Raw genomic sequence first — 17,936 nt, forward strand, 5'->3', positions numbered from 1 at the left:
TAACTTCTCCAAATAACTATCGACTTACGACTTTTGACTACTTTTTCACTGCCCCTAGGCTTATTAACCAGGCCTTGCAGCTTTCGGGCCAATTGTTTAGCGAGCCAAATTTTGCCGTACGAAGGCCGAAACCGTGTCCACCTTCTGGGTAAAGATGCATTTCAGCCGGGACTTCGTTTTTCAGGCAGGCCAGATAAAAATTTATGCTGTTTTCAACCGGAACACCTTTGTCATTCTCTGCATGAACCAGGAAGGTAGGGGGCGTTTGTTTGGTGACCTGTAACTCGTTTGAGTAATACTTAATCATCTCCGGCGACGTATTGAGCGTACCTAATAACTTATCGCGGGACCCGGTGTGCGCCTTTTCGCCAAACGTAATGACTGGATACATCAGGATCGCAAAGTTCGGCCTGGCCTGTTCGCTGGCTTTGGGGCCCATGTGGTAGTGGGTTGCTAACGTAGCAGCCAGATGCCCACCCGCCGAGAAGCCCATCACCCCGATTTTTGCTGGATCGATACCATATTTACCAGCATTCTGACTTATCAACGTCATTCCCTGCATGGCGTCCATGAGCGGTACTTCCTGCTGATTAGTCATGATAGCTGGATTCGGCAGTCGGTATTTTAAAACAAAAGCCGTTACGCCCATACTATTGAACCAGGCTGCTACGTCGGAACCTTCGTGGCTTGCGGCTAAAATACTATAGCCTCCGCCAGGGCAAATCATGACGGCTGCACCTGTTGATTTATCTTTGGGTGCTGGGTAAGCCGTAAGCGTAGGCACTGATACGTTGCTTATTCGTAGAATGCCATTGGCGTCAGTTTCAGACTTTTCTGTGATCTGAGCACCAGCGATGGCATTTGGGATGGCGTTATCGGGCCAGAGCTTGATAATATCCTGTGAAATGGCAATCTGAGGGGCAGCGGTAGCAAGTAACATACAAATCAGCAGCGAGCGCATAAAGGATTTACTACGTTTAGAATAGAATGAACTGTCATACAGAAAAGCTATTCAAACTGCTGGCTCTACTCATATTTCAACATCACTGCTTTCGTCACTCGCTTTATCGGCGGGACCACTACGTAATACATCTATCAGTTCTTTTACGCGATATACCGTCGTGTTGTAGCGATTTCCGAGCATAATGATAACGTACTCATCTTTAGGGCTGAACCAGAACATGGTGTTATAGCCTTTCCACCAACCCGAATGGTAAATGAACTCTGGTTGATTTTCATCATTTAGCATCATTCTGAATCCGTAGCCGTAATTTTTAGCGCCTTTACGTTCGAAACTACGTGGTATGAAGGCTTCTGCCAGGCGTTTTTTAGGTAAAACGCAATCGCCATTTAACGCTCGATACCATCGAAAAAGATCGCCAGTGGTCGAATAAATTCCCTTGTCGCCTACTACGTCGTCATAATAGTCTTTCGGGATTCGCCGATTCCACTGATAGCCGGCCGTTTTATGCTGATTAAATAATTCGTTCTTCGTTGTAGCTACAAACGTATTATGCATGCCGAGCGGCTCAAATATATTTTTATGGATGAATGCCTCATAGCTCTGCCCCGTACTTTTTTCGATAATAGACGCCAGCACCATGTAATTGGTGTTGCTGTAGCTGAAGCCCCGGCCAGGAATGTTGTATGCTCTGGGTGTAGGTTTTACGGTAGCAAACCAATGCATGATGGTAGCGTTGGTAGGATAAGGTTTTTCTTTTTTATAGAAATTGACCTTCATGCTATCATCGAAGGCATACTGATAATTCGGTAAGCCGCTTCGATGGCTCAGTAGTTCACGTATTGTAATGCCGTGATACGGGAAATCAGGATAGAATTTCTGAATGGTATCCTCAAATTTCAGCTTGCCGGCGTCAATGAGTTTGAGCGTAGCGACGGCTGTAAAGGTTTTGGATAATGAAGCCAGTTGAAATTTCGAATCTTCAACCAACGTATCTCGCTGATTGCGTTCAAAATGCCCTAATCCGAAACAGTTTTTATAAAGGATAATGCCTTTCTGAGCGATTAATACGTTCCCATTCAAGCCCCCCCTTACTTTTTGCCGGATAATATCCTCAATAAGCTGACTTTTCTGGTCGGCGTTGATCTGTTGCCGAATAGTTTGCTCTTCGGTGGAAGTAATGGCCTGACCGTCAGCACAGTTGCGCAGAGCTTTTGTGGCACGGTTCAGCTTTTTCTCCTGATTGCATGAAATTGCTAATGCAAGTACGATTACGATGCTAATCCACTTCTTCATTGTATTCATCCGCACTATCCTGACGCGCTTAATTTTCTATGGGTATATGGAGCGAACTCTGACAAAAATAATCATTACTCGAGATTCATAACGGTGACTTAGCACAAAAACGTGTTAAAATTCGCTAAAGATCTGAACGTAAAGACTAAATTAAAACCGGCTTCGGGGCGAGACAATGACCGTTTTTTTACCTGAAAGCACCCCAGATTTACGAAGAGCAATAAACATGCCGGTACTGGCAGGAAGTAAATCACCGGCATCGAATGCAAGCATGGCTTTAAGCTCGGTGCCTCCCAGAATATTCAACGGAATGGAAGCCGCTAGTAAGCCAGAAAATTGAGTAGGTAGACTAGGGTAAGGTACCGCATAAGTTCCTGCATTCCGGCTTATGGATAGCTTCGTTGTTAAATTGATTTTATCGAGTAGAACAGCCGTCATACCTAAGTGAAAAAGGCTCACTCTATTATTGGCTATACCCGGGCGGGCGGGTAGTGTTGGGCGCGTTTCGGGTTGGGGCGTAAGAAAAGGCGTGCCTACCGTACGGCCAAAATAAGTCCAGCCATCCAAGTATTGACTGTTATTGAAATAGTCGTCCCTGCCACGGCGCTGTGGGTCATCCAAAACAAATTCATCGCCCCCCTGGCTGCCCGAAAACATATACTCAAACGTGATCTGACTTAGATAAAAATCACTTCTCAGGCCATTCTCGTGTTTAGGGCGTATCCGTATACCGTTTAGACCATCTTCTAGATTTGTTCCGTAAAAGAGCGAACCGTCATCATAAAAAAATTGCCGGTACGCATAGATATTAACCGAATTCAAATCAAGCTCAGCCGCAAAATCAACGGAGCCAAGGTGGTTACCGATACGATTTTCTTCAAAATGCGTAATGGTTTGAATAGCCTGATCGTCGGGGAATGGATTACGTGTGCCCAAAATAACGGCTGGGTAATATTTTATGGACGAAGGAAGCTTTCCATCTCTGGATACCCCCGGATCCAGATAGTCGGAGTAACCACCCCACATAACCTGGTGATTAAATCCTCCGTACAGCTTGAAAGCCCACGATTCTTTACCGATACGTCCGTAAAAAGATGACTGATGTAAATACGTTCCCTGAACTAAACGTCCTTGATTCTCAAACCATCCGTGTGAGAACGTTCCCATGACGGATAGCACGCCTTTGGTAAAAGGAATTGGCGTAAACGTAGGTAAAGCCAGTTGGATTTTGGGGAAAGGCAACGCATTTCCCGACCAAATGTAAGAGCCTGATGTAAGCAACGTATCGACCAGGCCAATAATCTCCTTGCGTCGGCCAATGTAAAGTTCGAAGGCGCCAATACGTCCTTTTACATACGCTTCGGTTAGTAATACCTGCGAATTACTACCTGCATTAACGACAACATTGGCCCCATACCCCCAGTCTAAATTAGGGCGATACCCGGTGCTGTCTCTTGCAATGTAATCAGATTTTAGTTCGGCATCCAGCCGCATGAAACTGTTCTGAAGCGGAACAGTTCCGTATTGATTGGCCCGTAGCCAAAAAGGAGTTCTTCCCGTTGATAATAAGGGTCCTGCTGTTGCTGAATACTGATGCAAGCGCTGTCCAAAAACAGGAGTATACAACGCTAGCCAGCACAATACAAGAAGACTACTCTTATTATATGAATTGTTGAGTAAGATCATACTAAAGTGGAATTACTTACCGCGCCCTTGAGCCATCACTCGAAGCGTTTGCGCTATAATCCACATGTCAAATAGAAAAGACCGGCGTTCTGGATACAATAAGTCATAACGTAACCGCTGGACCATTTCGTCAATACTGGCAGCATATCCAAATTTAATCTGCCCAATCGACGTAATACCCGGTTTTACTTTAAGAAGGGAACGGTATTCTGGAGCAATTTCGACAATCTGGTCAATAAAAAATTGTCGTTCTGGTCGTGGACCTACAACAGACATGTCGCCCACCAGCACGTTATAAAACTGCGGAATTTCATCGAGTCGGGTTTTGCGCATAAACCGCCCCCATGGAGTTATCCGACTGTCGAGTAAGCCACCCGATAGCACAGGGCCTGATTGTTCCGCATTGACATACATACTACGGAACTTGTAAATGTTGAATGGCTTTCCGTGACGACCGATACGTTCCTGAGCGTAAAAGATTGGCCCTTTCGACGTTAAACGGGTTATTAAGGCCATAATGACAAAGAGCGGCAAGCCTAAACCCAAGGAAAGCAATGAAAACAGAATATCAAAGGAACGTTTGAGCGTATTAACCCGAAAATCGGCCAGCATTTGCGATGAAAGATTCATCACGGGCAGAAAATCGTGATACTCCATTGAAGCGCCTTTTGCCAGGAATCCTCTGAAATCAACCAGAAGCTTTACCTGATAGTCAACGTCTTCCGCATTGTCGACAATAGATTTAAGGCGGGAATTATCAATGTAGGGCATGCAGCAATAAACGCAGTCGATGCCCGCCGATCTCACATAGGCTAATAAATCGTCATAACCTCCCGTCAGTTTATCACTGTTTTCAGGATTGTTCTGATCAAAATAGCCATAGAACCGAAAGCCCATTTCTGGATGGGCTTCATAAAAACTGTGTATCGATTCAGCCAGCTTTCCGTACCCTACAATAACGTAGCGTCGGCTATTATAACCACGCGATCGGTATTCTCTGAGAAAAATTAAACCACCGATTCGAAACAGTGAGCCAATTGTCGTGAAGAGAACATACGTTATCAGCAGATGCTCCCGGGAGTAGTAATAGGCTTTAACAGCTACCCAGTAGATTGAAATGATGGCGACGTGGATTGCCATCAAAATCAATAATTTTCGAAGTAAATGGCCTATTTTAAATAATTGCCGGGGAAAAATATAGGGCTTTAAAATCAGAATTTCGGCAAGCCAGATCGCATTGAATAATATCCATAGCGATGCATAGGGAGGTGAACCGACGGCTTCAAGTGTCTGAAATTTAAGCCAATAAGCCCCTACGAAAGCCGCGTTAAGGCTTAAGAAATCAACAAAGACATGTAGCGGAAAAAATAATATAGAATACCGATGCCTCATATCTTCCAGTTTTACTCATCCAATGCTTCAGAGCATTCTCCGGCATTGTATACGCTAAAATAGGGTATACGGGTTGATGAGTTGATACTAATATTATCTAACGGTCACAGAATAGGGCCGCAAATTAGCGATAAAAACTTGCTAAAAAAATTGGATTATATCGAGTTTAAATTTCATAGCTTATTTGTATTGTGCTGATAACCAAGATTTTCTTATACTAAGAAATGTGCCAATACCGCTTTTATATAAGTTACCGGCATCGGCTGCAATATTGGCGGTCAGATCAAGGCCACCCAGTATCGACAGGGGAATAACGACACCAGCGTAGCCTGAAAACTGGGTACGTATCGATTTGTATGGGATATCATACGTACCATAATTCTGGCTTAATGACAGCTTCGTTTGCCAAGATATTGGGCCTTTTAGTAAACTGCCCTCAATTGGTAGCACACCAGCCATTCCGAGGTGGAAAACAAGAACCCGGTTGTTAATTGTAAAGATGCCATAAGGATACTCATTACGAGGGCCTAAGGCTGGCGGAATGAACGGTGTACCGATGGTATGTTTACGATACGACCACCCATCTCGGTACTGCTGGTGATTAAAGTAATCATCCTTACCTCGTTTGTCGGGGTCGTCAATAATAAATTCTGGTCCGCCCTGACTGGTCGTATTGAGTACCTCAAACAAAATATCGCGGAAGATGGCTTTTGGGTCGTTCCGGCGCAATCGAATGCCATTTAAGCCGTCAGCAATATTGATTAAATAAAATAAGGATCCGTCCTCATAAATATTTTGCCGATAGATGTACAGCATATGCCGAACCAGGTCGATTTCGATAGCAGCATCGACGGACCCCAGATGATTGCCAACCCGATTTGTCAGGTCAAAATACGTGTATTGGTTTGGGTCTGTCCGGCCTGAATTCAACGTAGAAACTACATAAAAATAATTAATCAGACCCGTGGGTAATTTACCGCCCACCGGAATGGTGCCCGGAATACCAGTAGGATCGCTGGCCTGCCCACCCCAAACAGCCTGATGATTTATACCTCCAAAGACACGTACTACATCCGTTGGCCTACCGATGCGTAAATACAGCGACTTCTGATGGAGCATTGTGTTCCGTATGTACCCCACCGCATCCATATAGCCGTGCGCAAACGTACCCTGAACAGCAACCCACCCTTTGGTAAAACCAATTGGGGTGAAAACCGGAATGGAAATCTGAATTTTAGGGATAGGCATGGCATTGCCCGACCAGGCATAGGAACCCGTTGACAATGTTGAGTCGGCCAACCCAAATTTCTCACGCACCCGGCCAATGTAAGCCTCAAAAATACCCCGACGTACTTTTACGTAAGCTTCTGGCAGCAGTACGTTTTTCTCATAAGGTAACAGATTGGACGTAGTATTCGCCACTACGTTGATGCCGTAGCTAACATCAAACATAGAGTCTTTCCAACGCCCCGTACTATGACGACTGGAATCGTAATCGCTGTAGATACCCGCCCGGAACGTAGCAACAGGGGATTCATTGGGGACAATACCGTATTGATTTGATCGGAGCCAGAAAGGCGTATCAGTAGATGAGGAAAGATACGTACCCGCTTCAATGGAATATTGAGTCGGCTGGCGAATAGTCTGGGCAAGACTTCCGTAAAAATGACAAGAAAGGAAAATACAGATCCATCCTGAAAGGTTGATACGCATGCACCGGCTGGTTCGGAGCGACTGGCAACACTTTTACTACTTACCTAATTAAACCTGGTATGTATAAAGTAACTCCAGTTTGCTCAAAGATTAATATTGACACTAGACTGATAAACGAGAACAAGGAAATAGAAACGTATAAACGCACTGCTTTAATTTAGCCTGTGGGCCATAGCAGCCATCGCGTTTAGGGCCTTCGCATCGTCCTGAGCCGTCTGATAGGTATCCACATTCTGAGGGGCAATACCCATTTCTTTCATGAGCCGATACTGCCGGGCTTCAACATAGGCCAGCCGGGCAATAATCTGATTCAATTTGGCATCCTGTTCATCCTGTCGAGCCAATATATACGCTGTTTTAAGCTCCAGCTCATCAAGGCGCTGCTTATCGCGGTCAGTCATGTTGATCGGTTTATCGGATGAATTGCCGCGGCAAGATACTATTTTTTTTGCTGGGCTGGTTAACGGCCATAAAATCCACCACTGTCGTAGAAACTCCGGCGACGGCTCAGTTTAAGCTCCTGAAGAATTGAGGAGCGGGCCCGTAAATCAAAGGAATAATTACCCGAACGTAAGTTATTGCCCGAATAAGGAGTCCAGTTGAAGGCCATTTCCCAGCAGTGCAGGTCCCGATTGATACCGATGGTGGTGAGTGTGGGACTTTTAAAGTTAAAATCGTAACCCGTGTTGATGGTTATTTTCCACTTTGGTGTCAAGCTTAGGTCTCCGGTCAACGTTAACGCCTGAATTACCTGCGATTTTTCAGGGGTCAGTTGGGTCCACCCGAACGTATAGCTGACGTTCATCGACCAGGGGACGTTAAAATCAACGTAAAGTTCTGGGTTGTTGTTGATGGCTTTCATGGTAGCCTCCGATGCGTTCGGGCTTGTTTTGGGCTTATCAGCCTGCTTGGGCGCAAACCGGGCGCTCATATACGCCTGCATATTAGTTAAACGTAGCAAACCCTGTCCGGCCTGAAGAGCATACAACTTCGGCACCCGGATGTATTGGGGATTCTCGTAACCCAGAACTTCTTGTACTGTAGGCGAATAACTTAATGCCGTTGGGAGCGCATAAAAAGGTGTTCCACCGTATGCCCGGTATGCATATGGGTCGAAAGTGGACGATAGGTTGAAGCTGATATTCTTGAAAATCTGCGTATTGGCGCTTACAGCAATGGGTGATAAATTGTAATCGGGCGCCAGCAGGTTATAGCTGCCGTTGATGCTTAGGTTGTCGAAAATAGGAATCTTCTTAAATTCCTGCCCGCTCGAGTCGCTACGTGTACGAACCTTCATTTCGAGCTGGTTCACGATACCGAACGAAATATAAGCTGACTCTGTGCTGGTTCCGCTGCCGCTACTTCCGCCAAGCCCCCGAAATACCGACAGCGTTCGGCGGTAAAGCGGCAAATTAGCGAGCGGCCCCTCGGCTGGCAATACCTGAAACTGGCCATAAGCCGGATTCGTGAAATCAGGGATGTAGCTAAATGAAATCGAAGGCGCTACGGTATGTCGAATCGCTTCAATACGCTTCCCCCGGATAAAGAACGTACCGTAAAATCGGGTGTTCATGCTGGCATTGACCGAGAAATTATACGATGGGAAGAATCCACGAGCCGTATCGATACGTACCGATTGTAGTGCCGGTATATAAGTATAACTCAGCTTTTTAGAATAAATATCGCCCTGTAGTGAGAAGCCCGGCGTTACGTTGATGTAACGTAGCAGCTTTATATTCGGCAGCGAAATAGGAATGCTGTAACGGGCCGTTATTTGACGATTTTCCCAGATACGTGCCGCATTTGCTACGCTAAAGGCAATCAGGTTGGGGTCTTGCTCTACAATCCCGAAACGCAGGTTGTTGGCCCTCCGGGTACTATCCAGAATACGTTCCAACGTACTGACTGTCTTTAAGTTTGTGCTGACTGGAAAGCCTAAGCCCGTGGTATCGACCTGCCGACGGATTGTGTTACTAATACCAATAGAACCACTGATATCGAGACCCACGCGAAAGCTTTCAAACCAGCGACCGCTGCCCCCTCTGAGCGCGAAAGGCGAAATCTGGTTGATACCAATGTTGAAGTCAGACGATACGTCGGTTTTTCCGTTTTCACGCACGCCTGTTTGTTGATTTATCTGGCCAAACTGCTGATTAACACGAAGGTTAGCCCCCGCCCGAACGTATTGCCCAAAGGAGCGGCTATACTGAATTGACGAACCCGCTACGTTAGAAATGTAGGACTGGGTCGAAAACGAGTTGAACTGATTATAACTGTTGCTGCTTACGTTGACGTTCGCCGAAAAACTACCCCGTCCGCGTGGTACAGGCGAGTGCGACCAGGTAAACGAAAAATCGTTACGTGGAGATTGGGTAGTATCGACGCGGTCGCCGGAGCGGTTACGGTTAAATTGAAAATTGACCCCACCACTGTACCGATACCGTTTGTTGTAGGCTGCTGATAAGCCCAACCCCCAGCTGCCTCGCGAATAAATTTGTCCTTTGAACTGCAATCCTAGGTTTTCGCTGACGGCCCAGTAATAACCGCCATCGCGCAGATAGAAACCCCTGCCGTTCGGCTCCTCGCCGTATTGCGGCATTAGAATTCCCGACACGCCGATTTCTTTCCGTTTCGGAAACGGGAAAAAACCAAAAGGAAGCCCAATTGGCAGAGGAATCTGATTGATGACCAGATTAAATGGCCCAGCCACAACCTGTTTGTTGTGAATAACTTTTAGTTTGCTGGCATTAATGTGAAAATGCGGGACCGCCAGATTACAAGTTGTATAAATTGCCTTACCGATGTATAAATTATCTTCGGCATCTTTCTTAACGGTTTGCCCTCGGATATTTCCCTCGCCCTGCTGGGTAATAACGCCCTGAATTCGCCCTTTTTTTGATTTGAAATTGTATCTGATTTCTTTCGTGTCGTACTGGCCTTCGCCGTCTTTAAAAATGGGCCGCCCAATCAGTTTTTTTGCTGTCGAATCATAGCGACCTTTCGCGTATACTTCGTTCGTCAGATAATTGAGCCGGATGTAATCTGCCTTCAATGAAATATCACCGTAGATTACACTGGCATCACCAAATAACTCAACTGTCTGACCATCAGCGGCATAAATAGTTGAATCTTTGGCCTGATATTTGACAGTCGTTTTAAACGAATCCGCTGAGTCAGCTTGAACCGTATCACGCACCGCAAGACGTAGCGAATCGGAACCCGTTGTGGTTCGGCTCTCCGGACGTACTGTGTTAGGAGAAACAATACCTGGTTTGGAGGGGTCTGCAACGCGCTGGGATGGCACCGTAGTTGGCGGAATGCCGCCCTTTGCTGGTAACCGGGGTAGGGTAGGGTTCTGGGCTAATGTGCTGAATGCCAACAGCATTCCGACAAGCCCCTGAATGGCCCGTATTGCGGTAATAAGTTGAATCTGCAAGGGCCGCAAAATAAAGTATCCTTTTTTAAGGTTTATTAAAAAAATTATATTTGCCTAAAGACTGTCAAGTCTAAAGCTTACAAAGTTATTCACGAACGTTTATCCTGCTGTCGCTTTGAAACGTTTTTGGCTGTTAAAAATTATTAAACCCATAAAGATGTCAACTCACGGAATAGTGACAACATTGGCTATTCTGGTGTTACCCCTCCTGGCCCTGACAACTCCCGACGCGCTGCTTCAGGCACCGCCACAGGACACTACCCGACAGGGCGCTCAGGCTCAGGCCGCTCCAAATCAGGTACGTACGGTTGTGCTTGATGCCGGACATGGTGGTAAAGATCCAGGTACGCATGGCCGGTATGCCAAGGAAAAAACAGTCAACCTGGAACTGATTCTGCTTCTTGGCCGTAAAATTAAGTCACGATATCCAAATGTTCGGGTCATTTATACACGAACGACCGATCATTTTGTCGATTTATATGAGCGCGGTGCTATTGCCAATCGTAATAAAGCTGATTTATTTATCTCGATTCACTGCAATGCAAGTCCGTCAAGCAGTAAGGTTTATGGAACCGAAACGTACACGCTGGGCTTGCACCGTACACAAAGTAATCTGGATGTTGCCCGGCGAGAAAATGCCGTAATTCTTCAGGAAAAAAATTACCAGCAAACTTACAAAGGTTTCGACCCCAATTCACCCCTGGCTACAATTATGCTGGCTAATTATCAGCACGCTTTCATGGAAAGCAGCATCAATTTTGCCGAAAAAATTGAGCGTAGCTTCCGCATGAACGCCAACCGGAAAAGCAACGGTGTGAAACAGGCAGGATTTATCGTTCTCTGGAAAACGACGATGCCTAGTGTGCTGATTGAAACGGGCTATATGTCAAATCGTGAAGAGGAGGATTACCTTCGTTCGGAAGAGGGCCAGGAAGAAATGTCCGATGCTATTTACAAAGCGTTTGCCCGGTATAAAGAAGAAATCGAAACCGCAGAATAAAATCGCCAGTTGATAGTTGGTCAGTTCGTAGTACTTTCGATCGACGACCGTCAATCATTGACTATCAACCGTTAATCAATTATTTCCCCAATCTAAGGGACAAACTAGGGTTAAAGTTGGTTATATGGTCAATCAACGGAATGATGCAGCTCATTGAGTTGTTCACGTTTTCTCACGCATGAAAATTTCACAGGAAGTAAAAGTAGGTTTGCTGGCTGTTGTCTCGCTGGCGATGTTCTACTTTGGTTTTCGATTTCTTAAGGGCTCTGACTTTTTCAACACAACCAATAAATATCAGGTTGTATACGACAACATCGACGGCCTTACGGTTTCCAATCCAATCAAAATCAATGGCTTGTCTGTTGGTCGGGTAAAAGCTATTGAAATCCTTCAGGATCAAGGTAATAAGCTGCGGGTTACCGTAGAGATTAATCAAGGTATACGTATCACGCAGGGTACCAAAGCATTCCTATCTGACGATGGGTTGCTGGGTGGTAAAATGATTCAGCTTAGCATTAATTCCAGCAAACCACTACTCGAAGATGGTGGGCAGCTTGTATCCGCGAAAGAGACAGGTTTATCGGCGTTGATTCGCGAAAAAACACTGCCCGTGCTGAATAATGTTGACTCGCTAACGTATCAATTGAACAAGGTAGTGGCCCAGTTCGACCAGACGGGCGTTATGCTTAATCAAACGTTACGTAGCGCCAACGCCGGTGTGAAAACACTCGATCTGACCATCGAAGAAAATCGGGCCGGGTTACGTGCTACGCTGGCCAATGTGAGTAACCTGTCTAAATCCCTGGTCGAAACCGAAAAGCAGCTCAAGCCCATTCTCGCGAAAGCCGATACGTTCGCCGATTCGCTTCAGGGATTACAACTGAAACAAACTTTATTGACAGTTAACAAGACGGTCGATAATCTGCAACGTATTCTACTGGACGTTAACCAGGGGAAAGGTTCGCTGGGTAAACTGACTTCCGACGAAGCGCTCTACAGCAACGTAAATAAAACGACGGCCAGCCTCGAAAAACTCCTGACCGACCTGCGTGAAAATCCCAAACGCTACGTCCACTTCTCGCTTTTTGGCAAAAAAGACAAAGCCAAAACGGAGTCTCCTGCGAATACAACCACAACGACAGCCACAGTTATTCCAGCGAAGGCTGATTCTACTAAAAAATAACGTAGCGTACAGGTGATACGTTACTAATGACAACGTAGTAGGTTTTCACTACGTTTGGCATAACACTCTCGCTGGCGAAAACGTATGCCCGTAAAACTGAGGTAGCAGTCAGCGAATAGCTAAGATCTACTTCATTTAGAAATCGATAAAATCGCGCTGTGTCAGTAAGATTAATTACTGACAATCTTCTGGTATAAGCTGCTTTCCAATGCTTGAAATGACTGTTCATTCGGTACATTCATGCTGGATATAAACGCGCTTAAACCTCGACCTGTATGCCCTCGTCCCGACGCGATTTTCTCCAGAAATCAACACAACTGGCGGCTGGCCTGAGCCTTGCTACGTTGCCCGTTACGGCTCAGCAATCCCCAGCTGCCGATGCCATACGTATCGGCCTGATTGGGGTCAATAATATGGGTTGGTCCGACTTAACGTCAATGCTCAAAAATTCCGATGCCGTTTGTGTCGCCCTGTGTGATGTCGATAACAACGTACTGAACAAACGAGCGGCTGAATTAGAAAAAAAGACGGGCAAAAAGGCTACCCTCTACAGTGATTTTCGGAAACTCATTGACGATAAATCCATCGACGCTGTGATTGTAGGTACGCCCGATCACTGGCATTGCCTGCCAGCGGTATATGCGTGTCAGGCGGGGAAAGATGTTTATGTAGAAAAGCCCCTCGCCAACTCTATTGAAGAATGCGACTTGATGGTGGCCGCGGCCAAACGTTACAATCGAATCGTACAGGTGGGGCAGTGGCAACGTAGTGGCGCGCACTGGAAAGACGCTTTAGACTACGTTCAGTCTGGGAAAATTGGTCCTGTACGTACCGTGAAAACCTGGGCGTTTATGGGGTATGGCAAAGAATTTCCGCCCAAGCCCGATGCCCCCGCTCCGACCGGTGTCGATTACGATATTTGGCTGGGTCCGGCACCAGGCCGCCCTTTCAACCCAAATCGTTTTCACGGAAGTTTTCGTTACTACTGGGATTATGCCGGTGGGCTCATGACCGACTGGGGTGCGCACATGATTGATATTGCCCTGTGGGGAATGAACGTAGCGGCTCCTCGCTCGGTGGTGGCAACGGGTGGTAAATACGGCTTCCCCAACCATGACGGCGATACGCCCGATACTGTGCAGGTAGTCTATGACTACGGCAAATTTTCCGTGCTCTGGGAGCAATCGTTGGGTACGATACGTGGCCCTTACGACCGTGATCATGGCGTTGCTTTCATTGGCAATCTGGGGACCGTTGTTATTGACCGGGGAAAATGGGAAGTACTGCCCGAAGTAGAGCAGGGGCGTTACCTGAGTCCTGCCATGCCTATCCAGAAAGCAACTGCCAATGATTTAGATGCCCATACTCGTAATTTTCTCGACTGCATTCGCTCCCGGAAACAACCCAATTGTTCGGCGGAGGTTGGCCGAAACGTAGCATTGCATTCGCATTTGGGCAATATTGCCTACCGTACTGGTCACAAACTGGTGTGGGATGCCGAAAAAAATATGATTGTGGGCGACACGTCAGCACAGCAGTTGGCTAAAGCACATTATCGCTCGCCCTGGACATTACCGAAAGTATCGTAATGGACGTATCAACATGCCGATGAGTATGCAGTCTACTGATAAAGCGCCATCCGAACTCCTGAATCGTAGCGAACGTAGCGTTGGTGCGTATGCACTAAAAGTTGGCCTGTTTGGCATTGGTCTGGAAGCGTATTGGGCGCAGTTTGCCGGCTTACAGACACGGCTGGAAGGTTATCTAAGTGAACTAGCTCAGAAAATGGAGCGGCCTGGTGTTGATATTGTTAACATCGGGATGATCGATACACCGGAGAAGGCCATGCACGCGGGGCATCAGTTTCGGCAGGCCGATGTCGATTTGATTTTTCTCTACGTTACCACCTACGCCCTTTCGTCGACGGTGTTGCCTGTCGTTCGTCGGGCCAAAGTGCCGGTGATTGTCCTAAACCTAGCCCCCGAACCGGCTATCGACTACGAGTGGTTCAACAAACTTGGCGACCGGACGCGCATGACCGGCGAATGGTTGGCCTTTTGCTCAGCCTGCCCGGTTCCGGAAATTGCCAGCGTGTTCAAACGATCGAATATCCCTTTTTACCAGGTTACGGGGCTGCTACGTGATGATCCGGTTGCCTGGACCGAAATTGACGAGTGGATCGAAGCTGCCCGCGTTGCCAACATTATGTCGCACAATCGATTGGGTGTAATGGGTAATTATTACGGCGGAATGCTCGACATCTATTCGAACCTCACGCTGCACAGTGCTACGTTCGGTGGGCATATCGAAATGATTGAGGTCGACCAGCTTTCTGCGCTACGTAAAGACGTAACAGATGCCGACGTCCAGCAACGTATCGCCGAATTTCAGGATCTTTTCGACGTTCAGCCCGACTGTACTCACGCCGAACTCGAACGAGCTGCCCGCACGTCTGTCGCCCTCGATCGCTTGGTTAATGAACTTCAGCTTGGCTCGCTGGCCTACTATTACAAAGGCTCGGGAAACCCTTGGAATGAAGACACCATGAGTTCGGTCATTCTGGGAAATTCGCTTTTAACGGCTAGAGGTGTTCCCGTGGCGGGCGAGTACGAAGTCAAGAACGTACAGGCCATGAAAATTATGGATTCGTTTGGCGTAGGCGGTTCATTTACTGAATATTACGCCATGGATTTTCGGGATGACGTAGTACTGATGGGCCACGATGGTCCGGGTCATATTGCCATCGCCGAAGGGAAAACGAAAGTCCGCCCGCTCTATGTCTATCATGGTAAAGTGGGCAATGGTTTATCGGTTGAAATGTCGGTGAAACACGGCCCTGTTACGTTGCTGTCGGTTGTTGAAACGATTGACGGAAAAATTCAACTGCTGATGGCGGAGGCAGAATCGGTGCCGGGCCCTATTCTGGAGATCGGGAACACCAACAGTCGATACCGTTTCTCTATTGGAGCGCGCCAGTTTGTGGAAGCCTGGAACAGCCACGGACCAGCTCATCACTGCGCTATTGGCGTTGGACATATCGCGGCTAAAATCAGGAAGTTAGGGGCTTTGCTGAACGTAGAAGTTAGTCAGGTTTGCTAAGCGTGCTACGTTAAAAACACAAACGCCGGTTTAATTAAACCGGCGTTTAGGTAATCCCATAAGTGTTGGCTGCGTAACAAAGATACAATCAAATTTTCGATTAACGTAGCAAAAACGATGAGTAAAACTGCCATTTTAGCCTTTTTTACAGCCAACATAGATAGCCTTTTTATCGTGCTGAGGAACGAAGCATGACAGAAAATCAAACAGCTTTATTAATTCATTCCACGAAATGCGCATTTTTTATACACTGATTTATACAGCTCTGTTGTTAGTAGCGAATCTGGCTCAGGCGGCTAAAGTCGACACAGTTGATACGTATAGTTCGTCCATGAAGAAGACAATTAAAGCCGTCGTCATTACGCCCGATTCATATACAAACGGTACTGAATTTCCGGTCGTTTACCTGCTGCACGGATACAGCGGCAACTATAGCGACTGGACCAAAAAGGCCCCCGGTGTTGGGCGGCTGGCTGATACACAGCAGGTTATCATTGTCTGCGCGGACGGAAACTTCGGAAGCTGGTATTTCGACAGTCCTGTCGACCCTTCTTTTAAGTACGAAACCTACGTAGCAAATGAGCTGGTGCCCTGGATTGATAGTCACTACAAAACCGTCAAGGGTCGAAAGGGGCGAGCTATTACGGGGTTGAGTATGGGTGGTCATGGCGCCTTATATCTGGCGTTTCGTCATCAGGACGTATTTGGAGCCGCTGGAAGTATGAGCGGAGGGGTCGATATTCGCCCGTTTCCGAATAACTGGGATATGGCCAAACGACTCGGTACGTATGCTCAATCTCCGGAAAACTGGGAAAAAAATACGGTCATCAATCTGCTGCACTTACTCACACCCGGCGCTTTGGCTTTGTTCGTTGATTGCGGTACCGAAGATTTCTTTTTTAAGGTCAACAACAACCTGCACGAAAAACTGCTGGAACGTAACATCGCCCACGACTACACCACCCGACCGGGCGGCCATAACTGGGCGTATTGGAGCACAGCTATTACGTATCAAATCCTATTCATGCGCCAATATTTCGACCGGGCGGCTGCCGCGACAAAATAGAACGCAGTAATCAGTTCATTCCGAAGTTTCTTTCGTTATGTGGTTTTCATAAGCGGAAAGGCTGGACTGCAATCGGGCACGGATGGCAGAACGAAGACGTTCGGGAGAGAGTACAGTCATTCCATTACCGAAGCCTAAAATTTCACGCTCAAGCTCAAAATTATGTTGTACCTGGAGCTGGATGATGACCCCTTCTGGCGTTTGCTTAATTACCTGTTGCGAGTGATGAAGTGGCTTGGTTAATACGTAGGGAGCGTGTTGATACGTTACCAGTAATTTTACCGGTGTAGCCCGCATATTTGGACTTACCGAAACGCCAATGACATCCCGGTAATACGTGTCGGGATCGATTCGGCTCGCTACGTAGTCGAGATCAGTAGCGGGCGTGATACGTAGCATTCGATCCAGCGCCAGGTTCAAAATCTGTTCTTTTCCGTCGCAGACGCCCACCGCAAACCAACGATTTTTAAACTCCTTGAGCCACCAGACATGGAAGGGGAGCGTCTGCGGTTTTCGGGCCGAAAAAGACTGGTACTCAATGGCAAGTGGTTGTTTCTGAACAATCGCCTGATACAAATCATCTAATAAGTGAAGTCCTTTCAGGTTTTCATTTTTCTCAAAATCAATCACCGAAACAGACTTTTGCGCTGTTGAGTAAACGTGATCTTCCAGCTTTTGCACGACTTCGTTCAGCGCCGTAAAATGTGAGAACCCTTTAAATTGTTTCAGTACTTCAACGGCCTCGTTCATTCGCGATAAATCACCGTCCGAAAGCGGAATATTAGTGATGCTGTAGGTTGGGTCTTCGTACGTATAGTACTTCTTGTCAACCACAACAATGGGCGCAAAATAGCCTAACTTATCACTTCGCATCAACTGCAAATCGGCCTGAACGGTCCGTCGACTGATGCCTTTCACGATGCCTTCATATTCATAAAGCGCATCCGAAACTTTCTCAATCAGATCATCGAGTGTCCATTTGCGATGCCGATTTCGCAGGCACGCATCCAGTGTTTTATAACGTATCAGCGCGTTTCGATTAACTGGCATCAGGGTGTAGATTATAGTTTTTCAGAAAATTCGAGAAATTTTCTGAACTGCGCA

The 17,936-nt window shown here is 46.8% G+C and carries 13 protein-coding genes; 5 read left to right on the top strand and 8 right to left on the bottom strand.

The genetic code is table 11. The annotated features are described in order from the left end of the window. Positions 1-37: 37 nt before the first annotated feature. The 7 genes from ACYVF1_RS23315 to ACYVF1_RS23345 all read right to left on the bottom strand — a co-directional run bounded on the left by ACYVF1_RS23315 (position 38) and on the right by ACYVF1_RS23345 (position 10,433). On the bottom strand, positions 38-940 hold the full coding sequence (locus ACYVF1_RS23315; RefSeq protein ID WP_461083399.1) for an alpha/beta hydrolase: 903 nt from the start codon (positions 938-940) through the stop codon (positions 38-40). A gap of 90 nt (positions 941-1,030) precedes the next feature. Next, entirely contained in the window at positions 1,031-2,257 is a 1,227-nt protein-coding gene (locus ACYVF1_RS23320) for a serine hydrolase domain-containing protein (RefSeq protein WP_461083401.1), read from the bottom strand. 150 nt (positions 2,258-2,407) lie between these two features. After that, positions 2,408-3,856, bottom strand: coding sequence for a capsule assembly Wzi family protein (locus ACYVF1_RS23325; protein ID WP_461083403.1), 1,449 nt, complete (start codon positions 3,854-3,856; stop codon positions 2,408-2,410). A gap of 99 nt (positions 3,857-3,955) precedes the next feature. After that, positions 3,956-5,335 carry a sugar transferase gene (locus tag ACYVF1_RS23330; RefSeq protein ID WP_461083405.1) on the bottom strand — a complete coding sequence of 460 codons (1,380 nt, stop codon included), beginning with the start codon at positions 5,333-5,335 and terminating at the stop codon, positions 3,956-3,958. Between the two features lie 180 nt (positions 5,336-5,515). Next, positions 5,516-7,048 carry a capsule assembly Wzi family protein gene (locus ACYVF1_RS23335; RefSeq protein WP_461083407.1) on the bottom strand — a complete coding sequence of 511 codons (1,533 nt, stop codon included), beginning with the start codon at positions 7,046-7,048 and terminating at the stop codon, positions 5,516-5,518. 152 nt (positions 7,049-7,200) lie between these two features. Further along, positions 7,201-7,449: a hypothetical protein gene (locus tag ACYVF1_RS23340; protein ID WP_461083409.1), complete on the bottom strand. Its 249-nt coding sequence runs from the start codon at positions 7,447-7,449 to the stop codon at positions 7,201-7,203. Between the two features lie 59 nt (positions 7,450-7,508). Next, positions 7,509-10,433, bottom strand: coding sequence for a putative LPS assembly protein LptD (locus ACYVF1_RS23345; protein WP_461083578.1), 2,925 nt, complete (start codon positions 10,431-10,433; stop codon positions 7,509-7,511). 208 nt (positions 10,434-10,641) lie between these two features. Here ACYVF1_RS23345 and ACYVF1_RS23350 point away from each other — a divergent pair, with 208 nt between their 5' ends. The 5 genes from ACYVF1_RS23350 (at position 10,642) to ACYVF1_RS23370 (ending at position 16,832) form a co-directional block, all read left to right on the top strand. Further along, positions 10,642-11,484: an N-acetylmuramoyl-L-alanine amidase family protein gene (locus tag ACYVF1_RS23350; RefSeq protein ID WP_461083411.1), complete on the top strand. Its 843-nt coding sequence runs from the start codon at positions 10,642-10,644 to the stop codon at positions 11,482-11,484. A 178-nt stretch (positions 11,485-11,662) separates the two neighbouring features. After that, positions 11,663-12,667 carry an MlaD family protein gene (locus tag ACYVF1_RS23355; RefSeq protein WP_461083413.1) on the top strand — a complete coding sequence of 335 codons (1,005 nt, stop codon included), beginning with the start codon at positions 11,663-11,665 and terminating at the stop codon, positions 12,665-12,667. A 275-nt stretch (positions 12,668-12,942) separates the two neighbouring features. Further along, the gene (locus ACYVF1_RS23360) at positions 12,943-14,256 is read left to right on the top strand and encodes a Gfo/Idh/MocA family protein (protein WP_461083415.1); all 1,314 of its coding nucleotides are present in this window, start codon (positions 12,943-12,945) and stop codon (positions 14,254-14,256) included. Positions 14,257-14,281: 25 nt separating this feature from the next. Beyond that, the gene (locus ACYVF1_RS23365) at positions 14,282-15,766 is read left to right on the top strand and encodes an arabinose isomerase (RefSeq protein WP_461083417.1); all 1,485 of its coding nucleotides are present in this window, start codon (positions 14,282-14,284) and stop codon (positions 15,764-15,766) included. 232 nt (positions 15,767-15,998) lie between these two features. Beyond that, positions 15,999-16,832: an alpha/beta hydrolase gene (locus ACYVF1_RS23370; RefSeq protein ID WP_461083419.1), complete on the top strand. Its 834-nt coding sequence runs from the start codon at positions 15,999-16,001 to the stop codon at positions 16,830-16,832. A gap of 15 nt (positions 16,833-16,847) precedes the next feature. Here the strand turns inward: ACYVF1_RS23370 and ACYVF1_RS23375 are convergent, their stop codons facing one another. Then, complete coding sequence (locus ACYVF1_RS23375) at positions 16,848-17,882, bottom strand: helix-turn-helix transcriptional regulator (RefSeq protein ID WP_461083421.1); 1,035 nt, start codon at positions 17,880-17,882, stop codon at positions 16,848-16,850. Positions 17,883-17,936: the final 54 nt, after the last annotated feature.

Source organism: Spirosoma flavus (assembly GCF_054778555.1).

Excerpts from the sequence above, each read along its gene's own strand:
- ACYVF1_RS23360 (WP_461083415.1), top strand. The coding sequence starts at position 12,943 with ATGCCCTCGTCCCGACGCGATTTTCTCCAGAAATCAACACAACTGGCG.
- ACYVF1_RS23340 (WP_461083409.1), bottom strand. The coding sequence starts at position 7,449 with ATGACTGACCGCGATAAGCAGCGCCTTGATGAGCTGGAGCTTAAAACA.
- ACYVF1_RS23315 (WP_461083399.1), bottom strand. The coding sequence starts at position 940 with ATGTTACTTGCTACCGCTGCCCCTCAGATTGCCATTTCACAGGATATT.
- ACYVF1_RS23320 (WP_461083401.1), bottom strand. The coding sequence starts at position 2,257 with ATGAAGAAGTGGATTAGCATCGTAATCGTACTTGCATTAGCAATTTCA.
- ACYVF1_RS23350 (WP_461083411.1), top strand. The coding sequence starts at position 10,642 with ATGTCAACTCACGGAATAGTGACAACATTGGCTATTCTGGTGTTACCC.
- ACYVF1_RS23335 (WP_461083407.1), bottom strand. The coding sequence starts at position 7,048 with ATGCGTATCAACCTTTCAGGATGGATCTGTATTTTCCTTTCTTGTCAT.
- ACYVF1_RS23355 (WP_461083413.1), top strand. The coding sequence starts at position 11,663 with ATGAAAATTTCACAGGAAGTAAAAGTAGGTTTGCTGGCTGTTGTCTCG.
- ACYVF1_RS23330 (WP_461083405.1), bottom strand. The coding sequence starts at position 5,335 with ATGAGGCATCGGTATTCTATATTATTTTTTCCGCTACATGTCTTTGTT.
- ACYVF1_RS23375 (WP_461083421.1), bottom strand. The coding sequence starts at position 17,882 with ATGCCAGTTAATCGAAACGCGCTGATACGTTATAAAACACTGGATGCG.
- ACYVF1_RS23370 (WP_461083419.1), top strand. The coding sequence starts at position 15,999 with ATGCGCATTTTTTATACACTGATTTATACAGCTCTGTTGTTAGTAGCG.
- ACYVF1_RS23345 (WP_461083578.1), bottom strand. The coding sequence starts at position 10,433 with ATGCTGTTGGCATTCAGCACATTAGCCCAGAACCCTACCCTACCCCGG.
- ACYVF1_RS23365 (WP_461083417.1), top strand. The coding sequence starts at position 14,282 with ATGCAGTCTACTGATAAAGCGCCATCCGAACTCCTGAATCGTAGCGAA.